Origin of the sequence: Microcystis wesenbergii NRERC-220 (assembly GCF_032027425.1) — a bacterium.
Taxonomy (GTDB): Bacteria; Cyanobacteriota; Cyanobacteriia; order Cyanobacteriales; family Microcystaceae; genus Microcystis; species Microcystis wesenbergii_A.
In genome coordinates this window covers 3,731,320-3,750,973 of record NZ_JAVSJA010000001.1, presented here as the reverse complement: position 1 = coordinate 3,750,973, position 19,654 = coordinate 3,731,320, and the positions used below count along the sequence as shown (strand labels likewise).

At 41.8% G+C, this 19,654-nt stretch carries 12 protein-coding genes and 2 pseudogenes; 4 read left to right on the top strand and 10 right to left on the bottom strand.

Features of this window, described 5'->3' with window-relative positions; all coding sequences use genetic code 11:
• Nucleotides 1-30: 30 nt before the first annotated feature.
• Nucleotides 31-1,485 (bottom strand): annotated as a pseudogene (locus tag RAM70_RS18205) (tetratricopeptide repeat protein); the annotation flags it as partial.
• Nucleotides 1,486-1,515: 30 nt separating this feature from the next.
• Nucleotides 1,516-1,761: a hypothetical protein gene (locus RAM70_RS18200; protein ID WP_312674983.1), complete on the bottom strand. Its 246-nt coding sequence runs from the start codon at nucleotides 1,759-1,761 to the stop codon at nucleotides 1,516-1,518.
• Nucleotides 1,762-2,289: 528 nt separating this feature from the next.
• Here RAM70_RS18200 and RAM70_RS18195 point away from each other — a divergent pair.
• Genes RAM70_RS18195 through RAM70_RS18185 form a run of 3 tightly spaced genes read left to right on the top strand, consistent with a single transcriptional unit; the run spans nucleotide 2,290 to nucleotide 6,193 of the window.
• Nucleotides 2,290-4,200, top strand: a complete 1,911-nt coding sequence (locus tag RAM70_RS18195; RefSeq protein WP_312674981.1) for a heavy metal translocating P-type ATPase — start codon at nucleotides 2,290-2,292, stop codon at nucleotides 4,198-4,200.
• Nucleotides 4,201-4,220: 20 nt separating this feature from the next.
• Complete coding sequence (gene hisS / locus RAM70_RS18190) at nucleotides 4,221-5,501, top strand: histidine--tRNA ligase (RefSeq protein WP_312674979.1); 1,281 nt, start codon at nucleotides 4,221-4,223, stop codon at nucleotides 5,499-5,501.
• Nucleotides 5,502-5,542: 41 nt separating this feature from the next.
• Entirely contained in the window at nucleotides 5,543-6,193 is a 651-nt protein-coding gene (locus RAM70_RS18185; protein ID WP_312674977.1) for a hypothetical protein, read from the top strand.
• 193 nt (nucleotides 6,194-6,386) lie between these two features.
• Here RAM70_RS18185 and murJ read toward each other — a convergent pair whose 3' ends face one another.
• A complete protein-coding gene (gene murJ / locus RAM70_RS18180) occupies nucleotides 6,387-8,114 on the bottom strand; it encodes a murein biosynthesis integral membrane protein MurJ (RefSeq protein ID WP_312675951.1) in 1,728 nt (575 codons plus the stop codon).
• A gap of 300 nt (nucleotides 8,115-8,414) precedes the next feature.
• Here murJ and RAM70_RS18175 point away from each other — a divergent pair, with 300 nt between their 5' ends.
• Nucleotides 8,415-10,139 (top strand): diflavin flavoprotein, encoded by a 1,725-nt coding sequence (locus tag RAM70_RS18175; RefSeq protein WP_045359333.1) that lies wholly within the window; start codon nucleotides 8,415-8,417, stop codon nucleotides 10,137-10,139.
• Between the two features lie 329 nt (nucleotides 10,140-10,468).
• Here RAM70_RS18175 and ppk1 read toward each other — a convergent pair whose 3' ends face one another.
• From ppk1 to RAM70_RS18140, 7 genes and pseudogenes are all read right to left on the bottom strand, one after another.
• On the bottom strand, nucleotides 10,469-12,637 hold the full coding sequence (ppk1, locus tag RAM70_RS18170; protein ID WP_045359334.1) for a polyphosphate kinase 1: 2,169 nt from the start codon (nucleotides 12,635-12,637) through the stop codon (nucleotides 10,469-10,471).
• A 363-nt stretch (nucleotides 12,638-13,000) separates the two neighbouring features.
• Nucleotides 13,001-13,843, bottom strand: a complete 843-nt coding sequence (locus RAM70_RS18165) for a DUF4435 domain-containing protein (RefSeq protein ID WP_312674974.1) — start codon at nucleotides 13,841-13,843, stop codon at nucleotides 13,001-13,003.
• A complete protein-coding gene (locus RAM70_RS18160; protein WP_045359336.1) occupies nucleotides 13,821-15,176 on the bottom strand; it encodes an AAA family ATPase in 1,356 nt (451 codons plus the stop codon). The genes RAM70_RS18165 and RAM70_RS18160 overlap by 23 nt, the downstream gene beginning before the upstream one ends.
• Before the next feature lie 308 nt (nucleotides 15,177-15,484).
• Nucleotides 15,485-15,754 carry a hypothetical protein gene (locus RAM70_RS18155; RefSeq protein ID WP_312674973.1) on the bottom strand — a complete coding sequence of 90 codons (270 nt, stop codon included), beginning with the start codon at nucleotides 15,752-15,754 and terminating at the stop codon, nucleotides 15,485-15,487.
• 476 nt (nucleotides 15,755-16,230) lie between these two features.
• Nucleotides 16,231-17,232 (bottom strand): Npun_R2821/Npun_R2822 family protein, encoded by a 1,002-nt coding sequence (locus RAM70_RS18150; RefSeq protein ID WP_045359337.1) that lies wholly within the window; start codon nucleotides 17,230-17,232, stop codon nucleotides 16,231-16,233.
• A 397-nt stretch (nucleotides 17,233-17,629) separates the two neighbouring features.
• Nucleotides 17,630-17,773, bottom strand: coding sequence for a hypothetical protein (locus RAM70_RS18145; protein ID WP_238567811.1), 144 nt, complete (start codon nucleotides 17,771-17,773; stop codon nucleotides 17,630-17,632).
• Nucleotides 17,774-18,029: 256 nt separating this feature from the next.
• A pseudogene (locus RAM70_RS18140) lies at nucleotides 18,030-19,355 on the bottom strand (NF041680 family putative transposase).
• Nucleotides 19,356-19,654: the final 299 nt, after the last annotated feature.

The window sequence follows — 19,654 nt, the reverse complement described above, 5'->3', positions numbered from 1 at the left end:
GTCAGACTAAGCTTGATGCAAATCGGGTTTAATTTCTAAAGCTCGAACGCAGGAGGCGATCGCTTCTCCAAATCTGCCTAAATTATATAACGCAATCCCTCGGTTGTTCCAAGCATCAGGGTCATCGGGTTTAATTTCTAAAGCTCGATCAAAGGATGCGATCGCTTCTGCCCATCTGCCTAGATTAGCTAACGCATTCCCTCGGTTGTACCAAGCTAGATGGAAATCGGGTTTAATTTCTAAAGCTTTGTCGTAAGATGCGATCTCTTCTGCCCATCTGCCTGAATTAGCTAACGCATTCCCTCGGTTGTTCCAAGCTTCATGGAAATCGGGTTTAATGGCTAAAGCTTGATCGTAGGATGCGATCGCTTGTTCAAATCTGCCTAAATTACCTAACGCAACCCCTCGGTTGTTCCAAGCTTGATGGTCATCGGGTTTAATTTCTAAAGCTCGATCGTAGGATGCGATCGCTTGTTCAAATCTGCCTAAATTACCTAACGCAACCCCTCGGTTGTACCAAGCTTGATGGAAATCGGGTTTAATTTCTAAAGCTCGATCGTAGGATGCGATCGCTTGTTCAAATCTGCCTAAATTACCTAACGCAACCCCTCGGTTGTACCAAGCTTCATGGTCATCGGGTTTAAATTCTAAAGCTTTATCGAAGGATGCGAGCGCTTCTGCCAATCTGCCTAAATTACCTAACGCAACCCCTCGGCCGTACCAAGCTTCATGCTGATCGGGTTTAATTTCTAAAGCTTTGTCGTAAGATGCGATCGCTTGTTCAAATCTGCCTAAATTACCTAACGCAACCCCTCGGTTGTACCAAGCTTCATGGTCATCGGGTTTAATTTCTAAAGCTCGATCGTAGGATGCGATCGCGTCTTCAAATCTGCCTAAATTAGCTAACGCAATCCCTCGGTTGTACCAAGCATCATGCTTATCGGGTTTAATTTCTAAAGCTCGATCGTAGGATGCGATCGCGCCGATAAAATCCCCATTCATGTATTTCTGGTTTCCTTGCTCAAACCAGAATTCGGCATCCTGAACCACTTCCGTTAAATCCGTCTCCTTTGAGCCTAGATTTTCCCCCTCCACACCGGAAACATCCCTCACCGCGTCGCGCAACTGGAGGCTAATCCGTTGGGACACTTCCCCCAGATTTCCCGTCATCACCTTGCCTAAAGCCGCCAGATCCCGCCCCAAAGTTTGATAATCTTCTGGATACTGTAGCCATTCCTCGCTTTTGACCCCTAGCCACTGCGCCAGCTTTTTATCGTCACAATGGCGACTGTGTAGCCATTCCCGTAACCCGTCGGTAGTGGTTCCCGCCGCCACCTGCTCGAATAACCCCATCAATATCCCTTCATATTCCCCATCGCTGGGTTCTGGAGGAGTATTTTTGACTTCTTTGGGGTTAATTGCCTTTGGACTGCCAATAAAGAGCGATTTTAGCCAATTCCAGAGCTTTTTTAGTAAGGATAGCATCGAAGAAAGGGGGAAAGGAAGATAAGGAAATTATATCTCTACTGCCGAAAGTCGTCCCTCTACTGGTTCAAATTCGTCCTCTAGTAGCCAATTTTCCGCTTCCTCGTAACTCGCACCGGTAAATACCACCTGATAACTCTCAGAGGGATCGTAAACGCGATAGTTTCCTGAAGATTCAGCGAGTAAAAGCAAGATATAGGGGGGAGATAGCAGCGGATCGATCCAAACCTCGGCAAAATTGGCGTTGTCAAATTGAAAGATGCTCCGAATCAGCACTGGAACTGAAATTACTTTGACTTGCCCTGAGCTAAGTGGAATTAGCTCTACAATCGGCGTAGGGCTAATTCATGAATTAGCCCTACAATTGGCGTTGTCAAATTGAAAGATGCTCCGAATCAGCACCGGAACTGAAATTACTTTGACTTGCCCTGAGCTAAGTGGAATTAGCTCTACATCGGCGTAGGGCTAATTCATGAATTAGCCCTACAATTGGCGTTGTCAAATTGAAAGATGCTCCGAATCAGCACCGGAACTGAAATTACTTTGACTTGCCCTGAGCTAAGTGGAATTAGCTCTACATCGGCGTAGGGCTAATTCATGAATTAGCCCTACAATTGGCGTTGTCAAATTGAGAGATGCTCCGAATCAGCACCGGAGCATTGCATCTTTCCTCTTCTGATCTGACAACGCCGCAAAATTCCAATTATTATCGGTTAGGTTAGCTGCGAGGGATAACGTCCTAGGGGTTTTCTGCATCGATCCAATGTTTTCTAGAATGGGGAGAGAATTAATTGCCATCGATCCATGATTCAGAGTATCTCGTCCTCTTGGTTGTCTGAGTATTCCTCGGCAGTTGCCGCAGGAATTTGCGCTATTTTAGTCTTTTTTGGTTGGTTATGCCTACACTTTAATCTGATCGGCCCGGCTTTCATCCTACTAGCGATCGCATATCTGGTGGGAGGATACGAGAGTACCCAAGCAGGATTAACGACTTTATTCGAGGAAAAAGAACTGGATGTGGACCTGTTAATGATTGTAGCGGCGTTAGGGGCGGCGATTTTGGGACTCTGGGATAGTAATTACTATCTAATCATCGATGGAGCCGTTTTAATCCTGATTTTCGCTATTAGTGGCGCATTAGAACAGATTGCCATGGCGAAAACCGATCGCAATATTCGTTCTCTCATGGCCATGACTCCCGATACTGCTAGATTAATCACGGGAGACAGGGAAAAAGAGGTTCCTATCAAGCAATTACGGATCGGTGACACAGTTTTAGTCAAACCGGGCGAATTAATCCCCATTGACGGCATTATTATGGAGGGAAACAGTCCCATTAATCAAGCGCCAATTACCGGAGAATCGCTTCCCGTGGATAAAACCATCGGGGAAGAAGTCTTTGCGGGAACTCTCAACGGTGCGGGAGTGCTACGTTTAAAGGTGGAAACTCCCCCCGAAAGTCGCTTAATTGAGAGGGTGATTCGTTTGGTAGAAAAAGCACAAAATGAATCCCCTCCCTCCCAACAGTTTATCGAAGGTTTCGAGCGGGGTTATGCGAAAATTATCGTGATTTTGGGCTTAATTTTCGGGATTTTACCGCCTTTTCTCTGGGGTTGGACCTGGGAAACCACCATCTATCGGGCTTTAATTTTTCTCGTGGTGGCCTCTCCCTGTGCTTTAATGGCCTCGATTATGCCAGCTTTGTTATCGGGTATCGCTAACGGGGCAAAACAGGGGATTTTATTCAAAAATGGCGCAAGATTGGAGATGATCGGCCGCATACGAGCGATCGCTTTTGATAAAACCGGCACTCTCACCCTCGGTAAGTTGCAAGTGGTGGAAATTATCCCTATCCATGCAGTCAGCGAAAATGAGGTGTTAGCGGTGGCTGCATCCCTAGAATCCTGTTCCGAACATCCCATTGGATCCGCTATTACCGCCACAGCCAGGGAACGTGGTATAAATTTCTTCAGTGCTAATCAGGTGCAAGCGGTATCGGGACGGGGTATCACGGGAAAAATTGCCGATAAGTCGGTATCTGTGGGCAATTTTGCCTATATTCGTGACCATATTGCTGATCTTGACCAGAATATCTTAGCTATCCGCGAACGTTTACAAAAAGAAGGTAAAACCCTCGTCTGGGTAGTACAAGAGAATCAAATAATCGGTGCGATCGCTGTGGCCGATACCCTGCGGGAATCGGCAGTTAATCTGGTGAAGCAGCTAAAAAAGATCGGTATCGAACATATCGTTTTAATTACGGGTGATAATCAACAAAGTGCCGATCAAGTCGCTGAAAAACTCGGTATTGAGGAAGTTTACGCTGATTTACTGCCCGAAGATAAGTTAAGCGTTATCCAAAATCTGCAAAAAAAATATCACACTGTCGCTATGGTGGGGGATGGCATTAATGACGCGCCCGCTTTAGCTATGGCTAATGTGGGGATTGCCATGGGAAAAGCTGGTAGTGATGTGGCCTTGGAAACGGCCGATATTATCCTTATGTCCGATAATTTAGCCAAAATTCCCAGCGCGATTAACCTTGGTCGTCGTGCCAATCGCATTGTTAAACAGAATATCACTTTCGCCCTCGCGTTTATCGGCATATTGCTAATAGCCAATTTTGCCGGTGATATAACTTTACCTCTAGGTGTCATCGGTCATGAAGGATCGACGGTATTAGTGACTCTAAGCGGTTTAAGATTGTTCAAATAGGGATAAAAATACAGATAACTATGGGCGAAATCCAGGCAATCCGAGGCACAAAAGATATTTTACCGGCGGAGGTCGGTTACTGGCAGTGGTTAGAGGAAACTGCCAGCAGAATTTTAGGGACTGCGCTGTATCAAGAGATACGAACTCCCATTTTTGAACAGACGCAACTTTTTGAACGGGGTATCGGGGAAGCGACGGACGTGGTGGGTAAAGAAATGTACACTTTCCTCGATCGCGGTCAACGTTCCCTGACTTTGCGACCGGAGGGAACGGCTGGGGTCGTTCGCGCCTATATTGAACACAAATTACAGGCCGCCGGAGGAGTACAAAGACTCTGGTATAAGGGGCCGATGTTTCGTTATGAACGTCCGCAAGCGGGTAGGCAGCGACAGTTTCATCAAATCGGGGTCGAATTGTTGGGAAGTGATGACCCTAGGGCGGATGTGGAAGTAATTACCCTTGCCAGCGAGATATTAAAAGCTGTGGGGCTAGAAAACCTAAAATTAGATATTAATTCCCTGGGAAATGCCCAAGATAGGCAAAATTATCGTCAGGCCCTGCTAGATTATTTGACTCCCTACAAAGCTGATTTAGATGCAGATTCTCAACAGAGATTAGAAAAAAATCCCCTGCGAATTTTGGATAGTAAGGACGAGAAAACCAAGATTATCTGTAAGAATGCCCCCAGTATTCTTGAACACCTCGGCAGTGATTCTCAAAAGCATTTTGAACGGGTGCAATCTTTACTAACCGATTTGGGAGTTATCTATAATCTTAATCCCTGTTTAGTGCGAGGATTGGACTATTACACCCATACGGCCTTTGAAATTCAGTCCGATGATTTAGGCGCTCAAGCTACGGTTTGCGGTGGTGGCCGTTATGATGGTTTAATAGCTCAATTAGGCGGTCCAGACACGCCAGCAGTGGGTTGGGCGATCGGTTTAGAACGTCTGATTATATTATTACAACAAAAGCAATCTTTATCTTTTTTGGTTCCCGATTTTTATCTCGTCTCCAAAGGAGAAAAAGCTGAGGCACGCAGTGCGGTATTAGCGCAGCAATTACGCGGATTGGGGTTTAGCGTCGAGTTAGACTTAAGCGGCAGCGCTTTCGGAAAACAATTTAAACGGGCCGATCGAGCTAAGGCCGTGGGCTGTATAATTTTGGGGGATGCTGAGGCTGAAAATGGCACGGTACAACTGAAATGGATGGCCACCCAAGAACAAATTAGTCTAACCCAAGCGGATTTATTGACACAAGCAAGGGAATTAAAAGCGCAAATCTCTCGGCACAAATCCTAAGTTTTAGCGTCATGGCCAAACATTAGGCCTAGGCTAAGATTATGGAATTTATACTGCAAAAACAAGGGGAGAATCACGGAAGCACAATTTCTACTAATTCTCTAGAAATTGTCTCGGGAAACTATCGTCTCTTGGCCCGTCTGGATTCTCCTTTTGCTCATATTGAAGTGCGTATCGATTACGAATCTCCCGAAAGTAGTGAACGATATACCCATTATTATCGATCGGATGCTGGGGGGTGGCTGGAAATTTTTTCCTATCGAGATTTGGGAATAGGTAGCTGGAAAATTCGCTGTTATGGGGATATTCTGGCAGAATTGGGGGGGCAAGGTTGGCAAGAAACCTTAACTTTAATTGTTACTCCTGTTAAGATCAATTATCTGGCTCAATTAGAACAGTTAATTAAGACCGAAATTGAACCTTTATTAGCACAAGAATCCTCTGCGGAGATGATAAAATTAGAATTTGCCGATTTAACCAATAATTCTGCCTTTGTTTTTGATTTATGCCTACCAGAGGAAACAATGATTGCTAGAGAAGGGGTAACTCTAGAACTGCCGGAACCTGCTAATATGAAAAAGAGCCTTCAAAGTTTATCTAATCGCAATTCTACACCCCTACCCCCGAAAATATCCGGTTCTAATTCTCGCCGAAAATCACCGCAACTGCCCCCAATTCCTAAAAGTAAATAACCTTTCGCAATTCTGCACCCCTACCTCCGAAAATATCTGGTTCTAATTATCTCAGGGACTTTTTCCCTGAAAATTAGGTAATTGACCAGATGAAAATCGGTAAAACCCTACACCCTACACCCTACACCCTGCCCCCAGAAAAAACTTTTTCAGCAAACCCTATGTAATGATGAGGTGAGGCAGCAACTTAAACCTAAGATTTTTTCAAGAACTTCTGACGAACTCGCGAGATTAACAGGTCTAATTCTGGTAACTTCAATAACATCGCACCGAGGAGGAATAAACCCACCGCTACAGTCGAAGCAAAACCCAACTGTAACAATTGTAAGAAAATATTACCAGCACCGAAAACCTTTTCCCAACCCCAACTAGCACCCCAACTAGCAACACCAGAAAGTATTGTAATTACCGTTAATCCCAATAAGGATAAACCCCATTCTCCCAAGGGTAAACCCCCTAAACGACGATTTAAAATTACCGTAAAAATGCCCATAGAAATGATATTAACCCCCACGGTTGCTAAAACAATCCCCGGAGTACCAAAAGGTTTATACAAGAGGAAATCCAGCACACCATTAAGAAAAATATTCACCATACTCACCTTAAAGGGAGTGTCGCCATCACCCAAAGCATAGAACACTCGTACCAAAACATCGCGGCCGAGATAGAAAAACATCCCGAAACCGTAGGCCATTAATACGGGAACCACCTGTTCCGAGGCAGCCAGATTAAAGGCACCCCGTTGATAGATAACCCGAACTACCGGGAAAGCGAGGGCGATAAAGATAGCCGTGAAGGGTAACATGGTTAAAGCCGTCAATAATAAACCCTGACGGATTCTTTGCTTCAATTCTCCCCAATTTTCCGGTTCCGTCAGTCGAGAAAATATCGGCATAAACGGCACGAGAATCATGTTAGACATGATGCCCAAGGGCGTGAGAACGATAAAACTGGCGTAACGCATGGAAGCGGCAGCATTTTCGATAAAAGAAGCGAAAAAGAGGTCGGTATAAACGTTAATATGCAACATTCCTGAAGATAAGGTCGCTGGAATCATCACCCGCAACACCTCCGACACCCCCGGTATCCGCCAATCCCAACGAAATGTTAATTTTCCTAAACCTGACTTGACTTGTGCGCCCACTTGTGCTAACCATTGCCAGAGCGCCCCGATGAGAGTACCGCCGGCGAGGACAAAACCCCCCAGTTGAATATATTGCGGCTCATCAATGCGATCGCCAAGTGACCAGGCCAGCAAACCCACCCCGATAATCACCGCCACACTGGAAAAAAGCGGACTGAGACTCGGTAGCCAGTATTGGTCTGCCGCGTTGAGAGTACCGAAACCGATGCCGATTAAACCGGCTAAAACCGCCATGGGGGCCATAATTTGCAGTTGTTGAATGGCCATACTACGGGTGGCGGCATCTAAACCGGGGGCGAGAACATCGATAAAAATATTGGCAAAAACGATTAAAAAGACGGTGACAGCTAATAAAATCGCGCTGACTAGGGTGGTAATAGTCTCGACAATCGGCGCGGACTCGGATTTATCCCTTTTGGCCAAAACACTGACCAAAGCGCTGTGAAAAGGGCCGTTAATACCACCGAGGAGAATTAACAGAAAACCGGGGATAACGTAGGCAAAAGCGTAGGCGTTCACCACTGGCCCAACACCGTAGGCAGCGGCGATTACCTGTTCGCGGACTAAACCAAAAACCTTACTGATTAAGGTGGCAACGGCGACAATTCCGGCAATACCGGCTAAGGAACGGGTAGCTTTCTTAGTAATGATGACACCTCGAAAGAAAACAACTGCATTGATCGATTTTACCCGTTTCTGTGTTCCCGCAGAAAAGCGATCGCTAGTTGTCAAATTTAACTTGACTCGACTGTATAACAGCCATTTCCCCACACAGATCGATAGAGAGCTTTTATCATAAAGATGAAGTATAAGCTAATTCGGTATCGACGATCGACTCCCATCTGAGCATTAATACTAAATCCTGTTTAAAAAGTATAGGATAGTGGGGTGTGGGGTGTGGGGTGTGGGGTGTGGGGAGAAACAATTCATAACTTGAGAGTTAATCACACTATTAAAAACGGATTTGGTATAAGATAACTGTTATCAGTAATTATGAGAAAATAAATCTCCATACCTTATTTCCTCGTGGCACAATAGAGACAAAGTATAAAAAACTTAACAATAAGGAGAGGTTCGATGGTTGCTACACCAGTGAAAACAAAACGTCTCACCATGCAGGTGGCCGATCTCAGCGCAGACACCACCGCTATTCGTTCCCTAGATTGGGATCGCGATCGCTTCGATATTGAATTCGGATTACAAAACGGTACGACTTATAACTCCTATCTGATTCGTGGGGAAAAAATCGCCCTTGTGGATACCTCTCACGAAAAATTCCGTCAACTATATTTTGATAGCCTCAACGGATTAATTAACCCCCAAGAAATCGATTATTTAATTATCAGTCATACCGAACCCGATCACAGTGGGTTAGTCAGAGATATATTGCAACTTGCCCCCAATATTACCGTCGTTGGGTCGAAAGTAGCAATTCAGTTTTTAGAGAATTTAGTTCATCATCCCTTTCAACGTCAACTGGTCAAAAATGGCGATCAGTTAGACCTAGGCAACGGTCACATTCTCGAATTTGTTAATGCTCCTAATTTACACTGGCCCGATACTATTTTTACCTACGATCACGGTTCGGGAATTTTATTTACCTGTGATGCTTTTGGAATGCACTACTGTTCCGATGATCTTTACGATGAGCAATTAAGTGCTATTGAACCAGATTATCGTTTCTATTATGAATGTTTAATGGCTCCTAATGCTCGTTCCGTACTAGCGGCGATGAAAAGGATGGAACCCCTGGGTAATATTAATCTCGTGGCTAATGGTCATGGACCGTTATTAAAACATAATGTTACTGAATTATTGACCCATTATCGTGATTGGAGTCAGGCACAAACTAAGGCAGAAAAAACCGTTGCTGTTTTCTATATTTCCGACTATGGTTATAGCGATCGCCTCTGCCAATCTATTGCCAAAGGTATTACTAAAACCGGTGTGGCTGTAGAAACTCTAGACCTGAAATCCGCCGATCCCCAAGAGGTAAAAGAATTAGCTTCTTCTGCGGTGGGAATCGTCATCGGGACTCCCCCCGTTTCTGGTATTCATGCCCAAGAAATTACGGGGAATCTAGGCACAATTCTCGCCTCGGTTAACCCCAAACAATACATCGGAATGTTTGAATGTCAAGGGGGTGATGATGAACCGATTTTACCTCTATTTAATAAGTTTCGTGAAGTTGGCTTAACCAAAGCTTTTGATCCCATTCGTAGCACAGAAACCCCTAACGAGAGTCTCTATCAACGCTGTGAAGAAGCGGGGACAGATATGGGACAACTATTAACCCAAGAGGTAAAAGTTAAACAAAGAAAATCCCTCGATACTGACCTTGATAAAGCCATCGGACGGATTAGCGGTGGTCTATATATTATTACCACCAAGAAAGGAGACAGAAGCGGGGCAATGGTCGCTTCTTGGGTGACGCAAGCAAGTTTTGATCCTCCCGGTTTTACCGTTGCTGTGGCCAAAGATCGGGCGATCGAGTCTTTAATGCAAGTGGGGGATCAATTCATTTTAAATATTCTGGAAGAAGGCAATTATCAAACCCTGATGAAACACTTTTTAAAACGTTTCGGACCGGGGGAAGATCGTTTTGCAGGAGTCAATACTCGCACCGCTAATAATGGTTCGCCGATTTTAGCCGATGCCCTCGCTTATTTAGAATGTGAGGTAGTTAGTCGTATGGAATGTGCTGACCACTGGATTGTTTACAATAAAGTCACCGATGGTCGCGTTTCTAAACCTGATAGTTTAACGGCTGTTCACCATCGCAAAGTCGGTAATTATTATTAGGATTCTTGCTTGATTTGACTGGTTGAGAAAATACAGATCAAGATGCTTGCTCTCAGCTTTTGAGATGGTTTAACCTCTCAACCAGTTAGTCATACTAAATCCGTTGAGTATAGGCTACATATCAGGAGAGGCAATAGGCACTCTTGCAATAGGCTTCGGCCGTGAGCTCAGCCGAACGGCAAAAGGAGCAATAGATAATCAGTTTTTAATAACCAGATTTAGTCTCACATCTGATCACTGATTACTTACCCACTGATAACTGATAACTGATAACTTACCCACTGATAACTGATAACTGATCACTGATAACTGATAACTGATAACTGTTCCTATTGACTAACACCCGCAGATTTAAGGGCTTTTTCCATTAAAATTACATGGGTACTGCTTTCCTGTCCCTGGTTGGCAGCACGACGCTGAATATAACTGCCGTCGGATTGTAATTCCCATGCTTGCCGGTTATCTGACAACATAATGCCGAGAATTTCTTCCAGTTCCTTGGCGATCGCTGGTTCATCAATGGGTGTCACTGCTTCCACGCGACGAGTCAGGTTCCGCGTCATCCAATCGGCGCTACCAATATAAACCTCCTCCTGACCATCATTGTAAAAGTAAAAAATGCGGGAATGTTCCAAAAAGCGGCCGATAATGCTAATTACTCGGATATTTTCGCTCACTTCCGGCAATCCGGGCCGTAAACAACAGATACCGCGAATAATCAAGTCAATCTGCACACCGGCACGAGAAGCGGCGTATAAAGCTTCTATAATCGGTTTATCGACAAGAGCGTTCATTTTTGCGACAATGCGCCCCGTACCGCCATTTTTACAGTTTTTGGCCTCGCGATCGATCATTGCTAACATCCGTTTTCGCAAACTCACCGGGGCAATTAAAAGTTTGCGATAGGATTGCTGACGGGAGTATCCGGTCAGAAAGTTAAATAAATCGGTGATATCTGCCCCCAAATCCTCGCGACAGCTAAGTAAACCCAAATCAGTGTATAATTTAGCCGTTTTTGGGTTATAATTGCCCGTGCCAATATGGAAATAACGACGGATTTTATCCCCTTCTTTTCTGACCACGAGAACCACTTTCGTATGGGTTTTGAGACCAACTAAGCCATAAACAACGTGAACTCCGGCTTGTTCGAGCTTTTTCGCCCAAGTAATGTTATTTTCCTCATCAAAGCGTGCTTTTAGTTCCACTAACGCCGCTACCTGTTTACCATTTTCCGCCGCTGCAATCAGGGAATTGACAATCGGGGAATCTCCGGAAGTACGATACAAAGTCATTTTAATCGCTAAAACATGGGCATCATGGGCAGCCTGGGCGATAAACTGTTGTACTGAGGCACTAAAGGAATGGTAAGGGTGATGAACGAGAATATCGTTATTGCGAATTAAAGTAAAAATATCTTCGCCATCCTGTTCTAGGATCCCGTCTTCGTTACCGTCAACTATTTCTCGCAATCCCTGTAAAACCGGTGGGGTGACAGGATTCCAAGGCGGATCTTTCAGTTCGGGACAGGGTAAAGACAGAAAATAAAATAAATCTTTGTGTCCCAGCAGTCCATCCACATCGTAAACATCGATCTCCTCAAGTCCCAGATCGCGCATGATCCGGTTTTTAATATTGCTAGGGGTAGAACTGTGAATTTCCAGACGTACTGCCGATTTACCGATGCGGCGCTTGCGTACTTCTTCCTCGATCGCTAATAATAAATCATCGGCCTCATCTTCTTCGACGGAGATGTCAGCGTTGCGCGTCACCCGAAAAGGATAACATTCTTGGATGATCATGCCGGGGAAAAGTGCCTCTAAATTGTGCATTACCACCTGTTCAAGAGGTACTCCCGTCCAAATCGAAGCTTTTCCGTCTTGGTGGCGTAATTCTTTGGATAATGCCAGAAAACGTGGGAAAACCTGCGGTACTTTCACCCTGGCAAATAGTTCTTTATCGGTGTCGGGATCGCGAACGACTACGGCTAAATTGAGACTAAGATTAGAAATGTAGGGAAAAGGATGACTAGGATCCACCGCCAGGGGAGTTAAAACGGGGAAAATATTTTGTTCAAAGTAATCGTGGAGATAATTGCGCTGTTCTTGATGTAAATCTACATAGTTAATCAGATGAATTCCCTGTTCTACTAAGAGGTTTTTCAGGGTGTGTTCAAAAAGATGATCCTGCTGTTGTACAAGGGGACGCAGACGTTTACTTATCTCGGTTAGCTGTTCCGAGGCAGTCCGGCCATCGGCACTTAAAACGGCTACATTTGCCTCTACCTGTTGTTTAAGAACTGCCACCCGTACCATAAAAAATTCGTCGAGATTGGCACAAAAAATGGCGGTAAATTTTAATCTTTCTAGTAGGGGAGTCCGAGGATCAAGTGCCTCATAAAGCACGCGATGATTAAATTCTAACCAGCTTAATTCTCGGTTAAAGTAATATTGCGAATCTTTAAGATCGATTTCGGAAGTTACGCTAGGAGCTTTAGCCATAGAGTCTAATACCTAAATAATAGATTAAACAGTTAGTAAGAAGCCACTTAAGCCTAAATTTGACTATTTTGGGCGTTTTTTTAGGCTACACTGCCCCAGATTAACCAAAGTTACCCTGATTATCTTGGATGCTAATCCTACTGATTCTAGCCTGACCGGGGAAAAAATCAATTTATTAACAGGTTAAGAAATCAATCCCGACAGATCAAGGTTAAATTAATCTTTCAGTGAAATTAGAGTGCCAGGAAGAACAATAGGCATAATTTGCTGAGAATATCGTCTTTAAAGCCTTGCTTTGATTATAACACAAAGTCGAGCCGATTTGTTAAATATATCATCTCAAACTTAAGGCAATAAGCCAAATCAGAATATTTGATAAGGATGATTATTAGATTGCCAATTGACCATTAGTTGATATATTTGTGTTTGATAAAAATAAGATAACTCATAAGCTAATCTTAAGTCTCTTTCCAAGTCTTCTTTTTTAACATCATTAGCATTCCATGTACCTAAAACCTTCCAGAGTGCGATCGCTAAAATGCTGATAAAATCGTGTCCACAACATAGCTGCCACGGATCATGATTTTCATCGCTAATTACCGATAAATCCTGTTTAATTTGCTGTTCGTCTAAAGACAGTTTCTGAGAATGATTTTTGATACTTATCATTAATTTGTCAATATCTATTGACAGATTCTTTTTGTCAATAAACTTACTAAAATTTAATCCTTCAAACTTTAAATTCAACTCATTTCTAAGAGATAGCAATCTTAATTTACCAATTTCCTGCCCTAACTTTAGTAAAGTTTCTCTAATATCTTTGGAAAAAGCTGCAATTTTTTCTTCACTTCCTCGTTCTTTTAATAATTTATCGAAAGCGGCAGATTTAATTAACATCATTTCCAAATCATGTTCATCGGTTAAAAAGAGATGATTACTGTCGGGAATTTGCTGTTCTATTCTCGAAAAATCCGCATCTATAACAGCAACAACTCCGCAAAAATTGTCTTTTTCTAAGATGGATAATGCTTTGATAGCATTATTTTTACCAGAGGCAATTGTCACCCTAACCTCTTGCTTGTTTACTAATCGCTCATAAATAAGTTTATCACTATGACCTTCAACAATTAAAAAAACTCCCTCATGATCGCTGCGTAGTAAACGAATGCTATTGGCAATTCTGTCAGGTGTTATCTGTTCTCTCATCTTTGCTTTTTTGCTTTGGTTTCTCTAATTCAACTGTCAAATCCCAACGATCATTAATAATATCAGGAGAATGGGTAGCCATCAAAATATCTAACCCGGAAAGTTTCGTGATTTCCTGTAAGTCTTTTAAAAATTCCTGCTGCCATGAAATATGAAGTGACATTTCTGGTTCATCAATTAAGATCAAAGTATTAGGTTTAACTTTAAATAACAATTCATATAAAATTACTAATTCGTGCTGTTCCCCAGAAGATAAATCTGTTGGCGATAAAACCTCCCCTTCCTGGGTAGTGAAGATAAACCCTTTGCTTTGATCAATAGTAACACTTTTGAAAGAATATTTTTTATTAATTATATTTTTAAATAGCTCTACTTTAGGATAAATGTCATTGAATACATTGAGCTTTTTATCTACATCCTCAATATAAACCGATAATAACTTTCTGGTGCTATCATCAATACTATCTTTAACTTGGAAGTTAGAATCTTCATCTTTTTTCAATAGTCCTGCACTAATTAATTGATTTCTTTCGCTTTCAAGTTGATCAATTTTTTCCCTTAGTTCATCATCGGTCAATGATGCCTTTTTTTGTACAACTCTCGCTGGAAAGGTTCGATCTAAAGTTTGAGATAGTTGTCCATACTCTGCTAATTTAGTTTGAATATTTTCTGCTAAATCTTCAGAATAGCTGGCCACAGAGTACAATGTCATCGGCATCCTTATAGTTCTGCCATTTTTGGCACTATTGGAAATATCTAATAGACGTTGTGATTCAATAAAACGAACATTAATAGAGTCTATAATTTTCTTTAACCAATCAGGATATTCTTTCTGGAATTGCTTGGGTAAATATTCTCCAAATCGTTCATAAATATCTTCTAAATCCAGAATTTCTTTTGTGGGGGTATAGAGCCATTTTTCTGATCCAACTCTATCTAAACCAGGTATGAAATCATCTATCATGCTGAGAGGGAAAAAGATTGTTTTCCCGTCTAGTAAATTAGGATAAAAAGTCAGTTTTTCTTTTTGATCGGAGGAAGTAAAATTAAAATCAATCTTTGGTCTTGCATTACTTTTTTTATTCCTACTGGTGGAAGCTTTGACAACATCTACAAAGCTGTTATCGTCAAAAATTATAGTAAATTTTTGAAAAGGAATAGCTCTTATATCTGAATACTTTAAGTTAAAAAAGCCATTGACCAATCGCAGTATTGAGGTTTTACCAAAGCCATTTTTACCATGAATAATAGTTATTCTTTCCTCCATATTGAGATTAATTGTATGGTCAAATATACCAAAAAGATGCTTAACTGTAATTTGTTTAATTCTCATACCAGCTTAATTCTCGGTTAAAGTAATATTGCGAATCTTTAAGATCGATTTCGGAAGTTACGGTGGACGCTTTAGCCATAGAGTCTAATACCTAAATAATAGATTAAACAGTTAGAAACAAGCCTCTTCAGCCTGAATTTTACTATTTTGGCCGTTTTTTTAGGCTACACTGCCCCAGATTAAGCCAAGTTACCCCGATTATCTTGGATGCTAATCCTACTGATTCTAGCCTGACTAGGGGAAAAAATCAATTTATTAAAAGGTTAAGAAATCGAATCAATCCCCCAAGGCGACCGATCAAGGTTAAATTAATCTTTCAGTGAGATTAGATTTGTTAAATATATCATCTCAAACTTAAGGCAATAAGCTGAATCAGAATATTTTATCAGGATGATTATTAGATTGCCATGGGTCAACATTGATTGACAGATTCTTTTTTGCTGCCCTAATTTTAGCAAAGTTTCTCTATTATCTTTGGGGAAAGCTTGAATTTTTTCTTCACTTCCTCGTTCTTTTAATAATTGATTGAAAGCAACAGATTTAATTAACATCATTTCCCCATCATGTTCATCGGTCAAAAAGAGATTATTACTGTCGGTAATTTTCTGTTATATTCTCAAAAAATCTGCATCTAAGCAACAAATCGGCGAAAATTTTCTTCTCTAAGATGGATAATGCTTTGATAGCATTATTTTTATTAGAGGCAATTGTCAGCCTAACCTCTTGCTCATTTAACTCGCTCATAAATAAGTCTATCACTATAGCCTTCAACAATTTAAAAAACTCCTTCATGATCCTGGCATAGTAAACGAATGCTATTAGCAATTCTGTCAGGTGTTATCTGATCTTTTATCTTTGTTTTCGTTTCTCTAATTCCACTGTCAAATCCCAACGATCATTAAGTAGCCATGACAATATCTAACCCAGAAAGTTTCGTGATTTCCTGTAAGTCTTGGAAAAATTACTGCCGCCAGGAAATATGAAGTGATATTTCTAGTTTTAAGTCAATTGGTCAATATTTTTAGCCTGAAACCTGATTATTCACTCCTAATTTTTATTTTCCTAAGCCGAGTTTTCTGGTTACTTTTTGCCAAAAGGTTGGGGTAGGTGGTTGATAGGGTTTGGGACTATCGGTAAATATAGGACGTTGACTAGGTTCGTAGAGATAACGATAGTGTAAGAAAATATCCCGATAGGGAAAATCGAGATTTTCACCACTACAAAGTCGAGTGAACAGAGAGGAAGATAAACCAATGTAGTGAATGTATGTCAAGCGGTTGCCCTTATCGTAAAGAATATTATCTAAAGCCTGAAAATGGGGAGAGGTGACACAGCAGCCAGCGCGTTCTTCTTTAGGCAATTGAAGGGCTAGATTATATATAGAAAAATTTGATCGCATCATCATATAATTGACGATAGTTTGATCGGGAGCCATCGGATAGAGGATTTCCGCTTCTCCTGCTCGCAATTGTTCTATGAGCCAATCTCGCTGATTTTCATCGAATAAACCAATTTTAGAAGCGTAGAAACCCGCACAAAAAATCTCCTTTTCGATCCGATCACGGGAAAAAACCTCGAATAATTTTGGCTGAGAAACTTCGTAGACATGAGTGGGATCTTTGTGCTGAAAGTCGTAAACAACACAATCGTGCCTATCTAGGATAGCGAAGATTTTATCAACGGCATCGAGTAGCAAGGTGTCCCCATCCATATAGATAAAACGATCGAAGGGACTATCAAAAGCAATAAAACGGTGGTGCATTCCCATGCGATAATATCGGTCAGTGCAACCCGATTTCAACCAACGTTCGCGGGCTTGCGGGTGGCTATCCCAAATCGATTTGGCGAAATTTTCCCAGCGTTCGATAATCTCCTGATTATCAAATAACTGTACATTAGGACGTTGAGCAATTTCCGCCTTGATACGTTCGGTGTTGTCATCGTAGGGATAGACACAAACAGGAATATCTTTTCCTGCATTGATCTCGATGCTGTTGAGTAGGGCGACTAATTGATCGTAAATGCGATCGTTGGCTAGGGTGCAGATACCGTCCATAAGTGATCCCGATGAAAAAAATCTATTATCTTTGCTGTTAGTTTAGCTTATTTTGGTCGATAAATTTGGCTAATTTGAGATGTGGTGATTCAGAACCAGTGATACTAAATCCTGTTTAAATGGATGTTCCGCTTCTCAAAAGCTGTTTGGATAAGATAAATTCTTTTTTCTCTTATACTAATATATTTATGGGCATTGACAATTCTAATCGCTAATTTCTAGGTTTTTTCATAGAATAGGCTACTGATAATTTATCACTGATAACTAATAACTGTTCACTGATTATAAGGTCTTTTTATAAAATTTCTTCCGCCCGCTCCGAAAGATTAGTAATTACACCAGAACACATTCCTATAATTGGATCATCTTCTAAAGAAATATTTGTTGAAGCTGGAAATTATAGAGCAGCATCTATATTTTTTGAGGTTTCTGGTAAATGGCTTTCTAAACTTTCGATCAGCTTTTCTAAAACGAGAAGTTTTTCAAAACTCAGCCGCTCAATTTGGTTGATTAGTTTTTGCCGCAATTCGATCGATGTCATTGTCCTATCTCCTGTTTTTTTAAGATGAGAAAAGGCACCCCCCCGACATCGGGGGGGCAGGGGGAGAAGATTCAGCTAATCTAAGGATGGGCGGTTAAAATCCGTCTTATTTTACTGATATTCAGCCTAGCCCAATTGTAGCATTAAACTGGAGTTTAGACTAGACTGTACCGTTTGATGTCGGGGGAAGCACATTAAAATTTGTCTTAGCCTGTCAGAAAGCTAAGAATAGTCAGAAATATGATCAATTCTTGTTTTAAGCTACCTCTTTTGTCTCTTTTTTCTGTCGAGTAACTGTCTTTTTCACCGTCGGATAACGAGTTTTTTTGTGACGTTTTTTTCCCTTCTCCCAACCTGGGGACTTTCCTCTGGGTTTTGGCGGTTTGGCGGGTGTGCCTATCTCGACCAAAAGTCCCAAAAAGCTTTGTGCCACTCTTCCAGGGGTTAATTTCTCCACAGGTAAAGGCTTTTGCCAAGGTAAGGGATTATCTTCTATAATCTCACGAGCTAACCATAATTGCCATGTCATAATAGGGATTAAATCACTCCACCTTTGACCCTTCTCAGTGGTTCCTAGTTTAGGTAAAGTCCAGTGTAATCTTTGCTTCATAAAACGATTACAATGCTCAAGGAGAAAGCGTCTTAAATACAATTTCCACAGGTCGATTGAGCATATTTATTCTTCTCCTATCCAAGCCAACCACATTGGTGTAGTAGACCTTTGAGAGAGTTTTTTCCCCTGAGGTTGAACCAAGATTATAGACATGGGATAATCAGCCGATTGTTCAAAATGAAAACGATTCCATCTCGAAATTTTTACGACCCCCCAAGTTGGGTCATCAATCTCAATACTTTCTACTGGAACTGCCCAAGTTTCTGGGTCAGATAATTTCATTTTTTCACCATGTTTTTTCGGTCTCCCATTTCCTTGATATTGGGGAGGTTCTGCATAAATACAGCGATTAGGGCGTAGCCGAATTAGTTGATCTGCATTAATGTTTGCTGTTTCTTTAACAAAGGGAGCGCATCCGTACTCACTATCCCAGAGCGTTATTGGTCTTTGTTGAAGATGTCTGCATACTTGTTTGAGTTGTAAAACCGCTCTAGAAATTGGGGTTTCATGGGAAGAAATTCGCTGATGACGTAAGGGTAATGCCCAACTGCCTTCACCTTCTGGTATCCAAGCTAAGGTACTATAACCATGTCCCAAAGTAATCGGTTTTCCTGAGATTACTTTAGCTCCATGTTCATAAGTTCTATCCTTTAACGTTGGAGCTTCAGTCCTCGGCCATGGGGTATGATCTCCTGCTAATATAATTCGTTGCTCTGGTTTTGGTGTCGGTATTTGCTTCAGATAAAGTTCCATTAATTTATTGGTTTTGGGACGACAATCATCTAGGGCTTCATAGATGCTCGGCCACTTTCTCCGAAATACGGTCGATAGGGACAACTCAGCAAAAGAATCGACTTTTCGGGTGGTCAAAACCGCATCCATTAAGTCAAAAGTGGCATCTTTGGCCGGGCCTAGGAGTTGATAGGCTTCCTTTCTGAAATTCTGGAGTTTTTGGAGAGATTGATTCAAGGCTTTTGATTATTGAGTAACTTTACCTCATTATCTCTTGATTTTCCTCTTCCCCCATACTCCCCCTCTGAGTGGAATAGACTGTACGGTATGATTGGGGGGAGTTAGTCTAAACTCCAGTTACAAATATTTAAGGTATTCGCTTTTGATGATCATATTCGTCAAATGGCAGGATTAGGAATTGTTTCTGTCCCACCACGAGAAACTGAGAAAACGGGTTTCTCGGAGAAACCCGTTTTCTGTAAATTTCTGTTACAGCACCCTTGAAAAATTGGCAATTGTTAGGCTAAAACTGTTAG